Source organism: Rossellomorea sp. RS05 (genome assembly GCF_039822645.1).
GTDB classification, from domain to species: Bacteria; Bacillota; Bacilli; order Bacillales; family Bacillaceae_B; genus Rossellomorea; species Rossellomorea marisflavi_B.
This window is the reverse complement of record NZ_JBDKWY010000005.1, coordinates 143,808-157,879: the sequence shown is the minus strand read 5'-3', so window position 1 is coordinate 157,879 and position 14,072 is coordinate 143,808. Positions and strand designations below refer to the sequence as shown.

Below are 14,072 nucleotides of genomic sequence, written 5' to 3'. Positions count from 1 at the left end.
TTTACCCTTTCAAAAGCGCTTTTGCTGCTCCTTCGTCCGTGATGAGGACGGTTGAAGATGGAGCACTTTTCATGTAGGACCGGATTGCCTTTGCCTTTGAGCTTCCGCCGGCTACGGCGATGACATGCTCGATATGGCTCAGGTCCTCGAGCTGCAGTCCGATGGTCGGCACCTTATGTACCACTTCGCCTTCTTCATTGAAGTAGTAGCCGAATGATTCCCCGACCGCTTGCCCGTCGATGATCTTCTGATAATCGGCTTCCGATGTCTTCCGTCTCTCGGCCATGGTGATCGCATCGCCGATTCCATGGAGGACCATGTTGGCTGATTTGATCATGGTGAGGACTTCTTTGATCATCGGTTCCTTCAGGAAGGACTTGTAGACTTCCTTGCTTACCTGGTCAGGCACATAGAGGACGCGATGACGCGATTTCGTATGCTCGGCCATCTTGGAACAGATGGTGTTTGCCTGATTTTTGACGTCTTCCCCGATCCCCCCTCTTGCTGGAACGAATAAGGTTTCTGATGACGTCAGGTCCGGTGTCAGCATTTCAGCTACAGAGGCCATGGTTGAACCGCCAGTCACAGCGATTGTAGTATTCCCCTTTAGGCGGCGTTTCATACTGGATGCTGTCGCACGCCCCAATTCTTCCTTTACCCACGGTGACTCGTCGCTATTCCCCGGAACAATTACAATTTCATGAAGATTGAGTAACGACTTGAGCCGATGCTCCATTTCATTAATTCCCGAAATCTCCCTCATCATGCATTCAATTTTTTCCAGTAGTTGCATGCCATCTTCGGTCATGATCATTCCGGACGTCTTGATGTCGATGAGATCTTGATTTTTCAGGAATTCAACTTCGCTCCTGAGTACACGCTCCGTCAGCCCCAGGTTCTGTGCCAAGCTTCTGCGGCCGACTGGCTGCATGAAGCGGATGGAACGGAGAATCTGATGCCTTTTTTGCATAACTTCAAGCAGGTCAGGTAATAATCGCTTTTGTATATCAATGATTGATTCCATGTACAAAGCCCCTTCAAAACCGAAGTAAAAGGTTCAATAATCTGCTGGACTATAAAAGTCCCGGTTAGACATATTGTGTCCCACTTACTCCAAAAAAAATTCACACCCTGCTTTCATCTTCAATTCTAGCAGGGTGTGAATGCGAATTCAACTGGAAACTATCGAGTTTTTTCATGTAAACGCTTGCTCATAGTAAAAAAGTCAATTTGCCCATATTGGAGGATTTCCCCGTCCATTTCTGCTACTGGAATCATGAGACCGAATCTCTCCGTCCACTCATCCCTCTCATCGATATTCCGCTCAATCAGCTCGAAAGGAAAATCGTCACGCAGCAAGTTGATGGTGAGCTTAGCTTCGTCACATAACCCACATTGCCGACGGGTGTAAAAAATCAATTCTTTCATGAACATTCCCCTCACTCATATCGTTTCCGTTTCGTAGAAGACGGGATGCCAAGCTGGTCCCGGTACTTTGCCACCGTCCGTCTAGAGACGTCACACCCCTTTTCCGTCAGGAGGGCCACAAGCTTCTGGTCGGAAAGGGGCTTTCGCTTGTCCTCTTGATTAACAAGTTCCTGCAGCTCCTTCTTCACTGTACCGGCAGACACCATTTCTTCATCTGTGTCCACGGCCCGGATCGCTGCCGTGAAAAAGTTCTTCAGTTCAAACACCCCATATGGCGTTTGCACATACATACCCCTGACGGCCCGGCTGATCGTGGATTCATGGGCTCCGACCTCTTCAGCAATCTGCTTCAGCGTCAGGGGCTGGAGATGGCCGGGTCCTTGGAGGAAAAATCCTCTCTGCTTCTCTGCTATTGCCTTCCCCACCTTCAGCATCGTCTGCTTGCGTTGGCGGAGACTCTGGACGAGCCATTCGAATTCCTGCTTCTTTTCTTTTATATATGACGCTGTATCACGGTCGGGATGGTGCCCGAGAAAATCGGTATATTCCTTATTAAGAGTGACCGTGATCGAAGTCCCATCATACAGGGCGACCGTCACATCGTCTCCCTGGACTCTTACATTTAGCTCAGGGACAATATAATGAGAGAAATCCTTGGCATAGGCCGATCCCGGCCGAGGATTGCACTGTGTGATGAAATCAGCCGCCGTCTGTACTTGCTTCAGCTCGAGGCCCAAGATTTTTGCGATTTCCTTCCACTTGCGGTCCGCAAAGGCCTGGAAATGATCGCTCACGATGGTGAGGACGAAATCAGGCACCTCCCATCGACGGTCGAGCTGAAGGTAGATGCACTCCTGCAAGGAGCGGGCCCCGATGCCGGCAGGTTCCAACGATTGGATCAGGCTGATCATCTCTTCAAGTGCTTCCTCTCCGAGTTTATATTTCTCCAACAATTGGTCGCCTTCAATATGCAGATACCCATTCCCATCAAGGCTGAATATCAATTCTTCTATACAATTACGCTCACTATTTGTAAGCGATTTCAAATTCAATTGTATCAATAAAGCTTCGGATAGGCTTATCGCGGTATCCGATGCGAAATCCTGCCACTCTGCTAGCTTCCGCTTGGGTGGTTTCAATTGGATCAGGGGGTTCTCCATCGCTTTCGATTCCAGGTAGTCATTCAGCTCCATCGTTGTATATTGAAGGATCGTGATCGCCTGTGAAAGCTGCTGGGTCATCTGGAGCTTTTGTTGCTGCTGCTGAAAAAGTCCTGCACTCAAATTCATGATATGTACCCTCCCACTTTTCCATTTTACATGAAAACTCCTTATTCGTTAACGGGAATCTACTGGAATCGCTTTACCTATTGCTATGAAGGCATTCTTCGCAACATTCCTTGTATTCTCACCACAATGGTTCTAAAATGGAAATATCTACTTATCGAAGGGACTGAATGATGCACAGAGATCAATAGGAAGACTCCATGATGCACTCATTTTATAAAAACGGAGGGATCTATTGATAATGACATTAAAAACCAAACGACTGGAATTACATGAACTGACACTGGACGATGCCCCTGCACTCTTTACGCTATGGTCACATCCCGATGTGACGCGATTCATGAACATCGACCGGTTCACAGATGAACAGCAGGCAAGGGATATGATCACCCTGCTGACAGAGCTTGCCGCCGAGAACAAGGCCTTGCGTTTTTCGATCTTTGATCGTGACTCAGGTAAACTCATCGGGTCATGCGGATACAATCACTTTGACCGTGACAACTTTATTACGGAAATCGGCTATGACCTCCTCCCTTCCCATTGGGGTAACGGAATCGGTACCGAAGCGGTCGATCTCCTCACCCGTCACGCTTTTGAGGTTCTCGGAATGAACCGGATCGAAGCAAAAGTGGAAAATGGCAACGATGCTTCTGCAGCCGTCTTGGAGAAGAACGGATATCTGTTCGAAGGAACCTTGCGTGAAGGGGAGAAATCAAAGGGACGGTACGTGGACATGAAGCTGTACGCGATCCTGCGATCCGATTGAAAACCTGAGTAAGAATGAATAGGACGGACATACTAAGGGCAAATGACGGAACGAAGGAGAGTTTATGTTTACGCTACTCTTATTATGGTCCATGCTCATCCTGCCCTGGTTTATCCTGATCCCATTGCGTTCTTATCAAGTGAAACGATTCTTCCCAGGAGGTGTGTTCGGAGCACTGCTCCTGACCGTGGTGTTCCAGATGGCCGATGCCTTAGACTGGTGGAAGGTGACAAGGACGATTCCTCTGTTCACGAATATCACCTCTTTTGTGTACGGACTGTTCCTTGTTGGAACGATCGTGATCTTATATTTCACGTACGGACATTTCTGGCGGTACTTCATCACGAATCTGGTGGTGGATGCGTTTCTCGCATTTTTGGTGAGTCCGTGGTTCGAGTACTTAGGCATATACGAACTGCACCGGATTCATCCGCTTGGGGTGTATGGCATCACGACCATTTTGAGCGTGTTGATCTACTGGTATATGAAATGGCAAGATGGCGTGATGGCGAAGTGAGGATGGGACAAAACTAAAAGAGGCCCCTTTCATGCCGAACACGATCAGTATAGGATCTTACTACCGCTCATGATCTCCGTGCAAGACTACGCTTTCCGCGGGTAGCCCGTGAGCCTCCTCGGCACGCCTGCGGGGTCTCACATCAGCTACTCTTCCCGCTGGAGTCTTCGTCTTGCCTCCGATCAACCGCTGGAAACGATGAAATTCGAATGTTCATTAAACGAATGTAAAACCCGAATCATTTGCTTTATCGTAGGCAAATGATTCGGGTTTTACTATGACTAAAAAATATTTGTCTCATCCTCATTTTTTATTCCAGGACCTTTCTATTGCTACAAAACAATTCTCCGAACCAATTGGGACAAGCATTTACTCCCTGCATCCCCTTATACTTTTTAACAAAAATGGGACTTAGTTTCATATTTATCTTCCTTTTTTAGTAAAATCCACTATAATACAATGTATAGTACCAAACATTAATTAGTACATCAGGATTGGTGGAATCAAGATGAATGCTCAATTTAAGAAGGGGGTTCTGGAGCTTGTGGTGATGTCGATTATTCGAAATGGGGATGCGTACGGGTATTCTTTGATCAAGAAAATATCTGACCGGATTAACATATCAGAAGGAACAGTGTATCCAATTCTGAGAAAGCTCGTAAAAGAGGGACACTTAACTACCTACTTCCAGGAGTCAAATGAGGGGCCTGCGAGAAAGTATTATTCCCTGACTGATTCAGGAAGGGACCAGTACGAACTCTTGGCTTCAGAGTGGGAGGAATTTGCTGCTATTGTCCAATTTTTCATCAATAAGAAGGGTGATTCCGATGAGGCGCGATGAATTTTTGAATCAACTGATGAAACACCTTCGATATCTGTCCAGCGAAGAAAAGGCAGAAATCCGCCAAGAATATGAGGCACATTTTCATTTTGACCTGAAAGCAGGGCTGCCCGAACAGGAAACCTCCAGCCGTTTGGGAGACCCGAAAGATATCGCAAAAGAATTGAACGCCGTGTATGCGCTGGATAAAGCAGATGAACGGAGGACTTTGAAAAACATTGTCCATGCCGCACTATCCATCATGGGCTTGAGTATGGCGAATTTCCTGCTTCTACTGATGGGTTTATTCATCCTATTGCTCTTGTCTCCATTCATCCTTGCATTCATCATTGCTGTGCCAATCATGATTCTATCTCCTCTTATTCTAGTCGGGATGGGGATCCTCAATGGCTTCGACACAGTCGGTACACCAGAAATAGTAGAGGTCATCAAAGGAGTATTACTCGGTGGCGTTCTTGCTGTCCTTGGCTTTTATATAGGAAAGGGGCTTCTTGCCATAGTGATCCGGAATTTAAAATGGAACTTATCCATTATGAAAGGAAGAGCATAAGATGAAAAGGTTCTGTATTGGAATCATGACTACACTACTCGTCCTCTGTGGTTGCCAGCAAGCTGAACCCCATCAAGACCTGGAAGATGAACCGGTCGCAACCTTGTCGGAGGTTCAAGTCCCAGACACCATCTTTACGTCTGATCGTAAGGGCGCGTCCATTACGGAAGACGAAATAAAGAGCGCCATCATCCTGTACCTGGATAGCAGTGAGGATCTGGATGAAATCATGCAGGCTTTCCAGGAAACCATCTATTCCGAGGAGGAGCCGACTCGCGAAGAGATGGATAAAGTAAATAAGACCATTTCCTTAATAGAAGAGAATGATCAGAAGTTCAGCGACTTTATCACAGCCAACTCCCTCCCGGCTGATTATGCCAAAGAAGCGGACCGCATAAGCCGATATATCACCGACTACAATGACTATATACGTTCCATGGATAAAGCATTTGATCGCTTTGATAAGGGAGAGATGAAAGTCAGTGACCTGGAAACCCTCCTCGGATCAAGTGGGTCCGTGAACGGCCGGGAACAGAAGAAAATCGAAGACTTCCTGCGTGAGAAGGACATTCAGACACGGGCATTCCAACAATAAAGAAAGAGGCTGTGACAGAAGTGTTTTAGCCATAGTAAAACCCGAATTTTTTGCCTTTGAGCAGGCGAATAAATTCGGGTTTTTACTTGTTTCATGACCATTACGATTTCATTGTTTTCAGCGGTTGATTGGAGTGCAAGACGAAGTTTCTGCGGGAAGAGTAGCTAATGTGAGACCCCGCAGGCCCGCCGAGGAGGCTCACGGGCTACCCGCGAAAAGCGAAGTCTTGCACGGAAATCATAAGCGGCATAAAGAAGCTGTATGAGTGTTCTTCATGAAATGGTCCCTTTTTTGTTTTATCATCCTACAAACACAAGCTCCACTTCGGTCCCCTTCCCTTCCTCACTCCGGATGTTGATCTCTCCGAGGTGCAACTTCATGATGCTCCGGGCAATATGGAGTCCGAGGCCGGTACCGCCGGTTTCCCTGCTTCTTGCTTTATCGACGCGGTAAAATCGTTCAAAGATGTTGGTGATCTCTTCCCTTGGGATTCCGATCCCGTAGTCTTTGACGCGGAGGACGGCGAGATCGCCTACCTTCTCGATATAGACATCGATTTTGTCACTGCTGTATTTCATGGCGTTATCAAGAATGATGATGATGACCTGCTTGATCTTCAGTTCATCCGCCGGAATGATCACCCGTGGAGCGTCCGTGTGCAGGCGTATATCCCGATGATAGACCTCCTGAAGCTGCTTGATGCTGCTTCGAGAGAGGGTCACGAGGTCGATCTGACTGATTTCAAGGACGTTTTCTTTCTCAAGATCTGCCAAGTCGAGAAACGTATCGGTCATCTTCTGGATCCTCGTTGCTTCTGAATGGATGGCCTGAATGGCTTCGTCGGCGATTTCTTTGTTTTCAACCCCATGCCTCCGAAGCAGATTGGCATAGCTCTTGATGACGGTCAGCGGTGTCTTCAACTCATGGGAAGCGTCCGAAACGAACTGGGCCTGTTTCGCCATGTTCCCTTGGATCCTACTGATCATCCGGTTGAACGTTTGAGCCATCGTTTGCAACTCATCGTTTTCCCGTTTTTCAATGGAGATGGTCTTCGGCACCCCGCTCGTTTCGATTTCTTCCATTGTCTTGATCATATTGGAGATCGGCCGCATGATCGTGTTGGCAAGCCATCTGCCCCCCAGAAGAGAGAAGACGGCGGCAAGGACCGTACAGGCAATGAGGATGCCCTTCAGAGTTTCCTTACGTGCCTCCAGTCCTTCCAAACGTTCGACGATCTCGAGGCTCCGCTCTCCATTACCGAAGGGAACCCGGACAACCAGGACCTGTTCCTCATGACGCTGGTTCTTGATTACATGATTCTTCGCTTCTTTGTTCTCGGCAAACTTTCCTTCTATCTTCGAGGAGAGCACGCTGTCATTTGTCACCTGATGAATCAGTTCATCGCCCGGCCCCATGATCCGGATGAAGGAGTGCTCGGTAAGATGCTTCTTCAACGCCATATCAAGGTCGTTCGTGGTCGGCATCCCTCCGACTTCCTTCATGATCTCCTTCGCTTTGTGGAATTGAACATCTTCTTCCATGGTTACGGTATTCTGAACGAACAGGAAGTACACGACAAAGTTGATGACAACCAGAATGCACAGCATCCAAGCAGTGGTAAGCAGGTTAATCTTGGTTGTAATTTTCATCGTGGTTCTCCTTCATGGTGAAGCCGACCCCTCTGACGGTGGTGATCAGCTGCTTTGAAAAGCCTTCGTCGACCTTGACCCTGAGATGCCTGATGAACACGTCGATCACGTTCGTTTCCCCTTCATATTCATAGCCCCATACGTTCAGGATGATGTTTTCCCTGGTCACGACTTTATTTTTATTGATCATCAAGTAGACAAGGAAATCATACTCTTTCGGTGTTAACGTAATGGATGAGCCACCTCTGCACACTTCTCTCGTTTCCGTATTGACCACCAGGTCCTCCACCGATACTAGCCGTTCATCTTTCACCTCACTTGGAGAATGGTTCCGAAGGCATGCCCGGATCCTGGCGAGGAGCTCTTCGATTTCGAATGGTTTGGTCACATAATCGTTCGCACCCTGATCAAGTCCCGACACTTTGTCGAACGTGGTGTTCCGTGCGGTCAGTAGGATCACCGGCGTGTCGCGGTCTTCTTTGCGGATGCGTCTCAGCACTTCAAATCCGCTGAGGCCCGGGAGCATCACATCCAGGAGGATCAGGTCGACCCCCGATTGCAGGGCCCGTTCCAGTCCTTTCTTTCCCTCATGCTCCACGGTGACCTCGTAGCCTTCATATTCAAGCTCCATTTTCAAGACACGGGCTATTTGCGTTTCATCTTCCACGACAAGTACATGCGTTTTCACCCTGGCTTCATCCCTTCTCTTCTAACGATCTATATCTTGTTTCATTATCCACAGGTTCTTCCTACCTATACTGTAGCATGTTAAAGAATGAACGCAGTCATTTTCATGAATTTTTAATGGACTATTCCTATAAACCAGCACGGTCCCGTTCCCTCATACCTTTCACCATGACGAAAAATATGATACTCTCTATTTTAATTGTTTATTAATGTTTTCTTCATCGGGCGTTCAGGTTTCTTTTATATAGTAGCTGTACCCCTCTTAGGTCGGAAGCATGTACTCGTGCTTCGACACATCCTCATTTATAAAGGAGATCATTTTGAATTACTCACTATTTAAATCCATTAATCAACATGCCGGGCATCATCCGTTTTGGGATGGTTTCATGGCAGGGGTGACCAACAATGCCCTGTTCATTTTTGCCATTGTCCTTGTACTGATGTGGCTCTTCGGAAAAAACGATATGAAGCGTACGGTCCTCTATGCAGGAATCACGGGCATTGTCGCCTTGATTCTTAATAGCGTCATTGCCCATATATATTTCGAACCAAGGCCGTTTGTCTCGCACGAAGTGAATCTGCTCGTTCCTCATGATGCAGATGCATCATTCCCGAGTGATCATACGACAGGTGCCGTTGCCCTTGCCTTCGCCGTGCTTTACGTGCACCGCAAGCTCGGTTCCGTGATGCTCGCTTTCGCTCTCCTGACCGGATTCTCGCGCATCTATGTCGGGAACCATTATCCCTTTGATGTGGCTGGAAGCATCGTCGTAGCAGGAATCGTCAGCTTGGTGATCTATAAGCTCTATCCGATCCTTGCCCCACTCGTAAATGGGATCATCCGAATCTACAATCGCATTCCCTTTGTCCCCAAATCGAAGGAATCTGTGCGAACCATCGACTTCAAGTAAAAACAAAAGGAAAACACCGATCCGTTGATACGACCGGTGTTTTCCTTTTGTTTATGGTATCAGCCCTTCAATGCCGTCCATTTGTTCTTGACGAAAGCAAATGCGACGGGCAGAAGGGAAACGAGGACAATACCCAATACGAGGACACTGAAGTTGTCCTTGATCACCGGGATGTTCCCGAAGAAATAGCCGGCAAACAACGCGATACCTACCCAAAGGATTCCCCCTATTACATTATAGGAAAGGAATTTCGCGTAGGGCATCTTCCCCACCCCAGCTGTGAACGGGGCGAACGTCCGGATGATGGGGATGAATCGCGACAAGATGATCGTGGCAGAACCATGCTTGTCGAAGAAGCGATTGGTCTTGTCCAACGACTCCCTTTTCACGAAGAACAGTTTTTCCCGTGCCTCCACCTTACTCCCGGAATAATGACCAATGGTGTAATTAAGCGTGTCTCCGGCAATGGCCGCCACACAGAAGATCAGGAAGATCCACATCAGGTGAATCGACCCGGATGCTGCAATGGCCCCTGTAGCGAAAAGCAGGGAGTCCCCCGGAAGAAACGGAAGGACCACAAGACCCGTCTCACAAAAAATGATAACAAACAAGATGACGTAGATCCATACGCCGTATTCATTCATATACCCCGCTATATGCTGATCAAGATGCAGAAAAACATCGATGATAGTACTCACTCTTTTAGCTCCTATCCTGATGACCTATTACTCTATCCATGATAAACGATGGTCCGGCATTTCACCAATCCATCTGATTCAAATCTACCGCATCTCGTCCACGCGGACGCATGTGTATCCTTTTGCCTTGACTGCAGGGAGCACATCTTTCAACGCCTCGATTGTGATGGCCGGCGCCTCGATATCCGCTCCAGGTGTATCTCCGCAATCATGGAGGAGAACAACGTCTCCCCCTTTGATACCGGATAAGGCACGTCGGATCTTGTCACTACCACCGGATGTCTTCCAGTCCTCTGCGGAAATCGACCAGAGAATGATGAAGTAACGACTCTTCTTGATAAAATCGATCAGATTCAAGATTCCCCACGGTGGTCGGTAATAGATGGTTCGTTCACCCGTAATCTCTTCTATGATCGCTGCCGTTTTCTCGATCCCTTCCTTCACCTTCCACGGACTCATGAGCCAATTGGACGTGTGCTCATAATTGTGGATGCCGAGGAGATGGCCTTCCCGGTGCATCCGCCTGATGATATCAGGGTTCTTCTCGGCTTTACTTCCGACTACGAAGAACGTGGCTTTCACCCCGTTTTCTTTCAGAACATCCAGGAGCACAGGCGTATAGGTAGGATCCGGTCCATCATCAAAGGTGAAAGCAATATCCGTCGGACTCTCCACCCTTTTCATCACCTTCCACCCCAGCCCGCGTGACAAGCCGTATGGAATGACCGTGTACAGGGCGAGGAGGAAGAAGATGCTTGCTATGATATACACCATTGCGTTCCCTCAATTCCATGTTGATTTTCATTTCGTTGATCAAGCTCTAGCAAGTCCGTACACGCCAGCCTGTTCTTCATAGCTTGGAGGCATGTGGACGGTCCCTTCGATGATGCTGCTCATGAACTCAGCAATCTTTTTCGGCGCTTCGGTTTCCATGCCGTTTTGGTAAAGTTGGATGGATGTCTTCCATTGTTTCATGGTCTCGCGATCCATCAAAATGCCAAGAAGTTCTTGTTCAAGGGAGTGATCCTGATTGAGTTTGAACACCAAGCCTTTTTCCGTCAGGTATCGCATATTGATCTCCTCTTGCCCGGGCAACACCGATTGAACAAAGATCGGCAGCTTTTTATGCAGGGCCTCACTGATCGTGACACCTCCGGGCTTCGTGACGATGGCATCCACCTCATCGTACAGCTCGTTCATCTCTTCCCTGGAGGAGAGATACGGAAGAGGCTTGATGTGATCCGCGTTCCATGATTGCAGCTCTTCATACAAGGTGTGGTTGTTCCCGCAGAGAACGTAGAGATCGAACGGGGAACTCTTCTTGAAGCCCTCAAGCTGTTTCATCATGCAGCCGAGCCCGCTATTCCCTCCGGCCATCAATACTTTAGGGCGCGCCCCCGGTGACTTGGAGGAGGTAGTGCCCGTAATCTGATGGTGCACTGGTATCCCTGTCACCATCATCCGCTGCTCTGCGATACGATAGCGCTCACTGTATTCGCGCTTCAATTCCGGGTTGGGAAGCAAATGATACTCGATTTCCTCCCTTCCCCAGACGCTGTTGACGAAGAAATCCGTGTAGGCATTCATCACCGGCGCCTCACATTTCCCCTGCCTCTTCAGCTCGCTGAGAAGGTAGGAAGGAAATCCATGGGTGCAAACGATCAAGTCCGGCTCTTCTTCCACTAATAGCTGCTCCATCTTCTTCAGAAAGAAGTAGTGACGGACCTTGAACGAACGGCTCTTTTCTGTTTCTTTATTAAAAAGGGTTTTATATGCAAGATTATAGGTGGCTGGTGCATAGCGGATCCAGTTCAGATAGCTTTTCGTCACCAGCTTTTCAATATGTGGATTGCTATAGCTCAGCAAATCCACCTTTTTCATTTCTATATCTGCCCGTGTTTCCTTGATGCAATCCATGAGTGCTTCGGCAACTTGATGATGCCCTGAGCGCATTTGCAAGAACGGTAAGAATAGAATTTTCTTCATGTCGATTTCATCTCCTGTCAGCTCTCAACATGTCATTTCAATCTTTAATCTACCATCAAAAATCCGAAATGCGCCCATCTTCATCAATTTTTAATGTAAAAAAAGGAGATTTTCAGGAAAAGGAAAACAGCCCGTCATTCCTGAGGGCTGTTCATTCGTTTCGCTCTTTTCTTTTTCACATAATTGATCAGGACGAACAGGAAGAAAATAGCCAGGAACACTAGGCCGAGGTAAGGAACATACGCAGGATTGATATCCACTTTGCTTCCGACAAAAAGACCGGCCAGGATGAAGGGAAGCGTCCAGATCAACGCCCCTACCAGGGACAAGAAGAAGAAGCTTCCGAACCCGATGCGGTTGATTCCCGCGAAATACGGGCTGATCTGCCGGATGCCCGGCATATAATAGCCGAGGAGGATCGTCCTCCGCACATTCTTCATATATTTCTCCTGCACCTTGTCCCATCGTTCCTCAGTGATGCCCACATACTTCCCGTACTTCCTTATGAACGGACTCCCGATGTATCTTCCCACCACATACGCAGACAGCATCCCGATGAAGGCACCGAAGAAGGCCGCCAGCGTGGCGGGCACGAAAGAAAGACTGTGCTGGAAGATCAGTACGCCGATCAGGAAGAGCAGCGATTCTTCCGGAGCAGGGATCCCGACGATCCCCAGGAATAAGAAAAGAAAGATGATGGCATATCCGTATAGATCCAAGTAGTGTAGAAGGGTATCAGTATTCATAATTCCTCTTTTCCGAGACTTCATGAAGTGTCTGTTGGATGTCATAATACTTCCATTAGTTTGCCTCGTCGTGAGGAGTTTTGCAAGGGGAAATGGGATTCCTACATAGGATGAGTCGTTTCAACTACCAGCACATACCCAACAAAAAAGCCCGATTTTCCGGTGGGAAATCGGGCTTTCTGTACACAATCAATGATGTAATTCAGGAGCAATTCCCTCTTCAGGGACATCTATCTCGATATCTCCCGGCTTGACGCCGGAGAGCAACAATATGATCAAACTGACCACTCCGATCCCCGTCAACGTCTGGAGTGGGACGTTCCATACCAGACCGTGATCAAAGAAGAACATCTCCCTCAATCCCTCCACCATGAAACGCATCGGCAGCCAAGGATAGATCCAATCCTGATAGAAAGTCGGGAGCATCTCCGGAGCAAGCGTCAGAAGCGGAAGACCGAAGAACAGCATCAGCCCGAACACCGGCAGTCCCTTCGACCCCAAGATGGCAAGGACCGCCGAGATCATGAGGTAAAAGCTGTACGATGTGATGGCCAGGAAGATCGCCGTATCCATGTAATCCGGGATATGGATGCCCACGATATCGGAAGCGACCCAGCTTAAACCGAACCCGACGACCAGGGCGATCACCATCCCGACCGCTGCCTGGCCGGCTTTGACCAACAGGCTCTGTTTCCGGGAGGATACCGTTCCCTTCCTGACAAGGAAGAAGATCAGAGCGGCGCTCCCAAGACTTGCCATCCATAGAGGTTGGAACAGGGAAACAGGCGAGTTCCCATTGGCACTGTTCTCACCGGGAATATGGACATTGGTCACCTTTTTCTCGATCGGATCGGCAAGGACCTCTGCCTGCTCCATCGACAGGGAAGTGGCACCCTGATTCACCATACCGTCCATGACTTGTGTGCGGATCGATTGATTGAGCTGGTCGACCACCCCATTGAGCATCTGACCGGCCATTGTGGAAGCGGCGGTGTTCATTCCCTGATTCACGACCACTTCCATCTGTGCCGCTTCAGGCTCTGCGGTCTGGAGCGATGCCTGCTTGGCGCTGAAATCCTTCGGAATGACCAGTCCGGCGTAGTAGTCCTGTCCGTCCATCCCCTTTTTCATTTCTTCCACGCTAGCCACCTGCACCCATTTCACCGATGTACCGGACTTTTCACGGATATTTTCCAAGACTTTCTCTCCAGCATTCATCTTTTCCTGATCCGGGGCCGTGAATCCTTCATCTGCATTGACTACGGCAATGGGCAGATCCTTCGGTGTAGGTTGCACGGTCGGTACCGCTGTAAGGGAAAAGATGAAGATAATCACAAATGCGATCATGGGCGATGCCCATACGATTTTGTTTTTGAAAAATTTCATATTGATCAACTCCTTATTATAATGAA

At 48.3% G+C, this 14,072-nt stretch carries 16 protein-coding genes; 6 read left to right on the top strand and 10 right to left on the bottom strand.

The annotated features are described in order from the left end of the window. Nucleotide 1: 1 nt before the first annotated feature. The 3 genes from ABJ225_RS14460 to rpoN form a co-directional block, all read right to left on the bottom strand. Complete coding sequence (locus ABJ225_RS14460; RefSeq protein ID WP_053429169.1) at nucleotides 2-1,024, bottom strand: sugar-binding transcriptional regulator; 1,023 nt, start codon at nucleotides 1,022-1,024, stop codon at nucleotides 2-4. Between the two features lie 158 nt (nucleotides 1,025-1,182). Then, on the bottom strand, nucleotides 1,183-1,428 hold the full coding sequence (locus ABJ225_RS14455) for a glutaredoxin family protein (RefSeq protein ID WP_056540654.1): 246 nt from the start codon (nucleotides 1,426-1,428) through the stop codon (nucleotides 1,183-1,185). A gap of 11 nt (nucleotides 1,429-1,439) precedes the next feature. Beyond that, nucleotides 1,440-2,717, bottom strand: coding sequence for an RNA polymerase factor sigma-54 (rpoN, locus tag ABJ225_RS14450; RefSeq protein WP_347320880.1), 1,278 nt, complete (start codon nucleotides 2,715-2,717; stop codon nucleotides 1,440-1,442). A 238-nt stretch (nucleotides 2,718-2,955) separates the two neighbouring features. Between rpoN and ABJ225_RS14445 the strand changes: the two genes are divergently transcribed. From ABJ225_RS14445 to ABJ225_RS14425, 5 genes are all read left to right on the top strand, one after another. Then, on the top strand, nucleotides 2,956-3,480 hold the full coding sequence (locus ABJ225_RS14445; protein WP_347320879.1) for a GNAT family N-acetyltransferase: 525 nt from the start codon (nucleotides 2,956-2,958) through the stop codon (nucleotides 3,478-3,480). 64 nt (nucleotides 3,481-3,544) lie between these two features. Continuing rightward, complete coding sequence (locus tag ABJ225_RS14440) at nucleotides 3,545-3,997, top strand: hypothetical protein (protein ID WP_048015743.1); 453 nt, start codon at nucleotides 3,545-3,547, stop codon at nucleotides 3,995-3,997. A 508-nt stretch (nucleotides 3,998-4,505) separates the two neighbouring features. Further along, nucleotides 4,506-4,838, top strand: coding sequence for a PadR family transcriptional regulator (locus ABJ225_RS14435; protein ID WP_318341649.1), 333 nt, complete (start codon nucleotides 4,506-4,508; stop codon nucleotides 4,836-4,838). A gap of 4 nt (nucleotides 4,839-4,842) precedes the next feature. Further along, complete coding sequence (locus ABJ225_RS14430) at nucleotides 4,843-5,388, top strand: HAAS signaling domain-containing protein (protein ID WP_347320878.1); 546 nt, start codon at nucleotides 4,843-4,845, stop codon at nucleotides 5,386-5,388. 1 nt (nucleotide 5,389) lies between these two features. Further along, nucleotides 5,390-5,983 (top strand): NDxxF motif lipoprotein, encoded by a 594-nt coding sequence (locus ABJ225_RS14425; protein ID WP_048015746.1) that lies wholly within the window; start codon nucleotides 5,390-5,392, stop codon nucleotides 5,981-5,983. Between the two features lie 299 nt (nucleotides 5,984-6,282). Here ABJ225_RS14425 and ABJ225_RS14420 read toward each other — a convergent pair whose 3' ends face one another. Both ABJ225_RS14420 and ABJ225_RS14415 read right to left on the bottom strand, forming a co-directional pair. Then, nucleotides 6,283-7,632 carry a sensor histidine kinase gene (locus ABJ225_RS14420; protein ID WP_347320877.1) on the bottom strand — a complete coding sequence of 450 codons (1,350 nt, stop codon included), beginning with the start codon at nucleotides 7,630-7,632 and terminating at the stop codon, nucleotides 6,283-6,285. Further along, complete coding sequence (locus tag ABJ225_RS14415) at nucleotides 7,610-8,320, bottom strand: response regulator transcription factor (protein WP_347320876.1); 711 nt, start codon at nucleotides 8,318-8,320, stop codon at nucleotides 7,610-7,612. Before ABJ225_RS14415 ends, ABJ225_RS14420 begins: the two co-directional genes overlap by 23 nt. 319 nt (nucleotides 8,321-8,639) lie before the next feature. On the opposite strand from ABJ225_RS14415, the gene ABJ225_RS14410 reads away from it, so the two are divergent. Further along, complete coding sequence (locus ABJ225_RS14410) at nucleotides 8,640-9,230, top strand: undecaprenyl-diphosphatase (protein WP_347320875.1); 591 nt, start codon at nucleotides 8,640-8,642, stop codon at nucleotides 9,228-9,230. A gap of 59 nt (nucleotides 9,231-9,289) precedes the next feature. Here ABJ225_RS14410 and ABJ225_RS14405 read toward each other — a convergent pair whose 3' ends face one another. From ABJ225_RS14405 to ABJ225_RS14385, 5 genes are all read right to left on the bottom strand, one after another. Further along, nucleotides 9,290-9,928, bottom strand: a complete 639-nt coding sequence (locus ABJ225_RS14405; protein ID WP_347320874.1) for a DedA family protein — start codon at nucleotides 9,926-9,928, stop codon at nucleotides 9,290-9,292. An 84-nt stretch (nucleotides 9,929-10,012) separates the two neighbouring features. Next, entirely contained in the window at nucleotides 10,013-10,702 is a 690-nt protein-coding gene (locus ABJ225_RS14400) for a polysaccharide deacetylase family protein (protein WP_347320873.1), read from the bottom strand. A gap of 39 nt (nucleotides 10,703-10,741) precedes the next feature. Then, on the bottom strand, nucleotides 10,742-11,914 hold the full coding sequence (locus tag ABJ225_RS14395; protein ID WP_347320872.1) for an MGDG synthase family glycosyltransferase: 1,173 nt from the start codon (nucleotides 11,912-11,914) through the stop codon (nucleotides 10,742-10,744). 134 nt (nucleotides 11,915-12,048) lie between these two features. Then, complete coding sequence (locus ABJ225_RS14390; protein WP_347320871.1) at nucleotides 12,049-12,660, bottom strand: DedA family protein; 612 nt, start codon at nucleotides 12,658-12,660, stop codon at nucleotides 12,049-12,051. Between the two features lie 189 nt (nucleotides 12,661-12,849). Continuing rightward, on the bottom strand, nucleotides 12,850-14,046 hold the full coding sequence (locus ABJ225_RS14385; protein WP_347320870.1) for a YhgE/Pip domain-containing protein: 1,197 nt from the start codon (nucleotides 14,044-14,046) through the stop codon (nucleotides 12,850-12,852). Between the last annotated feature and the right edge of the window lie 26 nt (nucleotides 14,047-14,072).

Excerpts from the sequence above, each read along its gene's own strand:
- ABJ225_RS14390 (WP_347320871.1), bottom strand. The coding sequence starts at position 12,660 with ATGAATACTGATACCCTTCTACACTACTTGGATCTATACGGATATGCC.
- ABJ225_RS14460 (WP_053429169.1), bottom strand. The coding sequence starts at position 1,024 with ATGGAATCAATCATTGATATACAAAAGCGATTATTACCTGACCTGCTT.
- ABJ225_RS14455 (WP_056540654.1), bottom strand. The coding sequence starts at position 1,428 with ATGAAAGAATTGATTTTTTACACCCGTCGGCAATGTGGGTTATGTGAC.
- rpoN (WP_347320880.1), bottom strand. The coding sequence starts at position 2,717 with ATGAATTTGAGTGCAGGACTTTTTCAGCAGCAGCAACAAAAGCTCCAG.
- ABJ225_RS14400 (WP_347320873.1), bottom strand. The coding sequence starts at position 10,702 with ATGGTGTATATCATAGCAAGCATCTTCTTCCTCCTCGCCCTGTACACG.
- ABJ225_RS14440 (WP_048015743.1), top strand. The coding sequence starts at position 3,545 with ATGTTTACGCTACTCTTATTATGGTCCATGCTCATCCTGCCCTGGTTT.
- ABJ225_RS14385 (WP_347320870.1), bottom strand. The coding sequence starts at position 14,046 with ATGAAATTTTTCAAAAACAAAATCGTATGGGCATCGCCCATGATCGCA.
- ABJ225_RS14425 (WP_048015746.1), top strand. The coding sequence starts at position 5,390 with ATGAAAAGGTTCTGTATTGGAATCATGACTACACTACTCGTCCTCTGT.
- ABJ225_RS14420 (WP_347320877.1), bottom strand. The coding sequence starts at position 7,632 with ATGAAAATTACAACCAAGATTAACCTGCTTACCACTGCTTGGATGCTG.
- ABJ225_RS14445 (WP_347320879.1), top strand. The coding sequence starts at position 2,956 with ATGACATTAAAAACCAAACGACTGGAATTACATGAACTGACACTGGAC.
- ABJ225_RS14435 (WP_318341649.1), top strand. The coding sequence starts at position 4,506 with ATGAATGCTCAATTTAAGAAGGGGGTTCTGGAGCTTGTGGTGATGTCG.
- ABJ225_RS14395 (WP_347320872.1), bottom strand. The coding sequence starts at position 11,914 with ATGAAGAAAATTCTATTCTTACCGTTCTTGCAAATGCGCTCAGGGCAT.